Source organism: Promicromonospora sp. NPDC060204, from assembly GCF_042728455.1.
In the GTDB taxonomy this organism is placed as follows: domain Bacteria; phylum Actinomycetota; class Actinomycetes; order Actinomycetales; family Cellulomonadaceae; genus Promicromonospora.
Genome location: NZ_JBHWZO010000382.1, coordinates 1 through 4,211, shown reverse-complemented (window position 1 = coordinate 4,211; position 4,211 = coordinate 1). Strand labels below are relative to the sequence as shown.

The window sequence follows — 4,211 nt, the reverse complement described above, 5'->3', positions numbered from 1 at the left end:
GGCTGCTCCCCCGCCCCCGGCCGCGCGGCCGGGTGGTCGTCGCCGTGCTCGGGGCGCTCCTGCTCCTGCTGCTCGTGTCCGCGCTCGCCCTGAGCCTGGGCGACCAGGCCACCGCGCCCGCCGCCCTGTGGCAGGCGCTGCGCGGGCAGGGACCGGAGAACACGGTGTACGCCGTGCAGGAGGTCCGGCTGCCCCGGGTCGTCCTGGCGCTAGCCGTCGGGGCCGCCTTCGGCGTGGCCGGCGGGCTGAGCCAGAGCGTGCTGCGCAACCCGCTGGCCAGCCCCGACGTGCTCGGCATCAGCGCGGGCGCCTCGGTCGCGGTGGTGGGCGTCATCGCCGTCGGCTCCCTGGGCGGCCCCGTGGGCATCGTGCCCATCCCGGTCGCCGCCCTCGCGGGCGGCCTCGCCGCGGCGGGACTGATCGCGCTGCTCGGCCGCGACGGCGCCCTGCGGGGCCGCCGCATCCTGCTGGTCGGCATCGCGCTCTCCGCCGCGCTGACGGCGCTGACGCAGTTCCTGCTCACACGCATCGACGTGTACGACGCGCAGCGCTCCGCGGCCTGGCTCACCGGCAGCCTGAACGCGCGCGGCTGGGCCGAGGCCATGCCCGTCCTGGTGGGACTGGCCGTGCTGCTGCCCGCGGCGCTCGTGCTGGCCCGCACCAACCGCGCGCTGCTGTTCGAGGACGAGGTGGTGGCCGGCTGGGGCGTGCGCCCGGGCCTGGCCCGCGCCGCCCTGCTGGTGGTCGCGGTGTGCCTCGCGGCGCTCGCCACGTCGGCCGCCGGACCGGTCGCGTTCGTGGCCCTGGTCGCCGGGCAGGTGGCGCGCCGGGTCGCCGGCGTGCCCGACATCCCGCCGGTCCTGGCGGGGGCCGCCGGGGCCGTGCTCGTGCTGGTCGCGGACACCGTGGCGCGCACGGCGCTGCCCGCGCAGCTCCCCGTCGGCGTCCTGACCGGTCTGGTCGGCGCGCCCTACCTGCTGTACCTGCTCCAGCGCCGCCGCTCGACGAGAGGGACCCCCTGATGCCCACCACCGCCACGTCCGCGGCCCGCCTGCGGGCGGACGCCGTCACGCTGGGCTACGGCGACCGGACCGTCGTGCGGGAGCTGTCGCTCGACGTCCCCGACCAGCAGGTGACCGTCATCGTGGGCCCCAACGCCTGCGGCAAGTCCACCCTGCTGCGCGGCCTCGCGCGCCTCATGCCGCCCGCCGGCGGCACGGTGCTGCTGGACGGCAGGGCCATCTCCGAGCGCCCCACCCGCGAGGTGGCGCGCGTCCTGGGCATGCTGCCCCAGTCGCCCGTGCCGCCCGAGGGGATCACGGTGCGCGACCTGGTCTCTCGCGGGCGCCACCCGCACCAGAGCTGGTGGCACCAGTGGGGCGAGGGCGACACCGAGGCCGTCGAGGAGGCGCTGCGCGCCACGGGCACCGCCGAGCTGGCCGCACGCGACGTCGACGAGCTGTCCGGCGGGCAGCGCCAGCGGGCGTGGATCGCGATGGCCGTGGCCCAGCAGACCGACCTGCTCCTGCTGGACGAGCCGACCACATACCTCGACATGGCCCACCAGCTCGACGTCCTGGAGCTGGTCGCCGCGCTCAACCGGGACCACCGCCGGACGGTCGTCATGGTGCTGCACGACCTCAACCTGGCCTGCCGCTACGCGCACCACATCGTGGCGATGCGCGACGGCGAGATCGTCGCGCAGGGGTCGCCCGGCGAGGTGGTGACCCCGGAGCTGCTGCGCGAGGTGTTCTCCGTCGAGGCGACGATCCTCAGCGACCCGCGCACCGGGACGCCGGTCATCGTGCCGCACCACACGGTGCAGGGCTGAGCTAGCTCGCGGCCTGGGCCGGGCCCGGGTCGGCAGCCGGCGGCTCCTGCGACACCTTCTGCTGCGTGACGTTCTGCGGCGTGACCTTCTGCGCGGAGCGGACCGGGCGCACCGCCCGCAGCTGGCCGGGGACGAGGTTCGCCGGCTTGAGCGGCACGGTGCCCAGCGGCACGTGCAGCGTCTTCTGGGCCTGGTCGCGCGCCCGGTTCAGCACGTCGGTGAGCTCCTCGGCGTCGACGTAGCCCGGCTTGGACTCGACCGTGGCGGCGAAGAACTCGGACATGCCCATGTCCACGGGCGAGGTGTCCGGCCTGACCACGCGCGGCTTGCCCACCCACACGGACGGGGCGCCTACGGCATGGGTCGCGACGGCGGACGCGCCATGACGGCGGCCGTCCTTGCGCCGCTCGGCGTCACCGCGCAGGCGAGCGACGCCCGAGCGGAACCATTGAAGGAACGAGAACTCCTCGGTGTTGCTGCTCGAGGGCGCATCCATCTGACTGGCGACGACGAAGACACCAACGGCCAACACCAAGCACACCACGAGCAGAATGACCGACCACCACATGGGCCCTATTGTGTCGTGTCTTGTCCGGTCCCGCCGCGCGGAAGGCCGCGACACGCCGTGTGACACGCGCCGTTCCGCCAGGAGAAATCCCTCACACCTGGAGGTTCCCGACGTCGAGGTGCGAAAAATCACCCCCTACGCCGGGTTACCACCCAGCGGCGGCACTACGCGGTGACGGACTCCCTGTCGCCCATGCGCTGGCTGATCAGCGTCGTGACGCCGTCGCCGCGCATGGTCACGCCGTAGAGGGCGTCAGCCACCTCCATCGTGCGCTTCTGGTGCGTGATCACGATGAGCTGGCTGTCCTTCTGCAGCTCCTTGAAGATCTCGATGAGGCGGCCGAGGTTCACGTCGTCGAGCGCGGCCTCGACCTCGTCCATGATGTAGAACGGGCTGGGCCGCGCCTTGAAGATCGAGACGAGGAACGCGACGGCCGCCAGCGACCGCTCGCCGCCGGAGAGCAGCGACAGCCGCTTGACCTTCTTGCCCGCCGGGCGCGCCTCGACCTCGATGCCTGTGGTCAGCAGGTCGTCCGGCTCGGTGAGCGTCAGCTTGCCCTCGCCGCCGGGGAACAGGCGGGGGAAGATCTCGAGGAACTTCGCCGCGGTGTCCTGGAAGGCCTCGGCGAACACCTGCTGCACCCGCTCGTCGATGTCGTCGACGATCTGGAGCAGGTCCTCGCGCGACTTCTTCAGGTCCGCGAGCTGGTCCACGAGGAACTGGTGCCGCTCCTCCAGGGCCGCGAACTCCTCCAGCGCCAGCGGGTTCACCGCGCCGATGCGGGACAGCGCCCGCTCGGCCTTGGCCAGCCGGGCCTCCTGCTCCTCGCGCACGTACGGGACGGTCCGGTCCGGCTTCGGCGGCCCGGGGACGTCGTCCGCCGGGGCCTGCGTGACCTCTTCCTCGGCCGCGGGCTCCTCCGGCTCGGCGCCGGCCGCCGCGACGATCACGGCGGTGGCCGCGGGGTCGTCCGGCCGGATCCCGGCCTCGTGCAGGGCGCGCGTCCGCGCGATGAGGGCGTCCTCGCGGGCCGCGGCACCGCGGGGCAGCGCCGGGTCGCCCTCGTAGCGGATGGGGTTGCCCTCCTCGTCCCGCTCGACCACGGCGCGGCGCTTGCGCCCGCGCACCGCCACGTCGCCGTCGAAGACCGGGACGGGCCGGTGCGGGCCGAACTCCTCGACCAGCACCTCGGGGTCGGTGCCGAGCTCCTCGGTGGCACGCGTCTGGAGCTGCTCCAGGCGCAGCAGCTGCTGGGCGCGGGCGACCTCGTCGCGGTGGGCGACGTCGGTCAGCTCGCGCAGTTCGGCGGTCAGCGACTCGACGCTCCCCCGGACGGCGACGAGCTGCTCCGACCCGGCGGCGCGGGCCTCCTCGGCGGCCGCCTTGTCGGCGGCGGCACGGTCCAGCGAGCGCGCGATGGCCTCCAGGGCCACGGCGACCGCCTGCTGCACCAGCACCGCGCGCGACGCGTCGCGGCGCCGCAGCTCCTCGCGCTCGGCGGCGCGGGCCCGGGCCTCGCGCTCCTGCTCCGCGGCGGCGGCCAGCGCCTGCGCGCGGCCCGACACGGCGCGGGCGCGCTCCTCGGCGGTGCGCAGCGCCAGCCGGGCCTCGGTCTCCCGCGCCCGGGCCGCCGAGGCGGCCGCGGTGGCCTCGTCCCGCTCCGCCTGCAGCTCGTCGGCCGAGCCCTCGTCGTCGGCGGGCTCCTCCTCGGCGATCGTCATGCGCTCGACGAGCGCCTCGAGCTCCATCTCGTCCTCGGCGCGGCGGGACTGCGCCTGGTCCAGCGCGGCCCGGTGCCGGTCGGCCTCGGCC

4 protein-coding genes are annotated in these 4,211 nt (G+C 75.1%); 2 read left to right on the top strand and 2 right to left on the bottom strand.

Features of this window, described 5'->3' with window-relative positions:
• Both ACFWEJ_RS27635 and ACFWEJ_RS27630 read left to right on the top strand, forming a co-directional pair.
• Positions 1-1,022 (top strand): FecCD family ABC transporter permease (locus ACFWEJ_RS27635; protein WP_377232371.1); only part of this gene is annotated, 1,022 nt, incomplete at its 5' end.
• Positions 1,022-1,831 carry an ABC transporter ATP-binding protein gene (locus ACFWEJ_RS27630; RefSeq protein WP_377232370.1) on the top strand — a complete coding sequence of 270 codons (810 nt, stop codon included), beginning with the start codon at positions 1,022-1,024 and terminating at the stop codon, positions 1,829-1,831. The genes ACFWEJ_RS27635 and ACFWEJ_RS27630, both read left to right, overlap by 1 nt.
• A gap of 1 nt (position 1,832) precedes the next feature.
• Here ACFWEJ_RS27630 and ACFWEJ_RS27625 read toward each other — a convergent pair whose 3' ends face one another.
• Both ACFWEJ_RS27625 and ACFWEJ_RS27620 read right to left on the bottom strand, forming a co-directional pair.
• Entirely contained in the window at positions 1,833-2,327 is a 495-nt protein-coding gene (locus tag ACFWEJ_RS27625; protein ID WP_377232369.1) for a hypothetical protein, read from the bottom strand.
• Between the two features lie 236 nt (positions 2,328-2,563).
• A partial coding sequence (locus tag ACFWEJ_RS27620) for an AAA family ATPase (RefSeq protein WP_377232368.1) occupies positions 2,564-4,211 on the bottom strand: 1,648 nt, incomplete at its 5' end.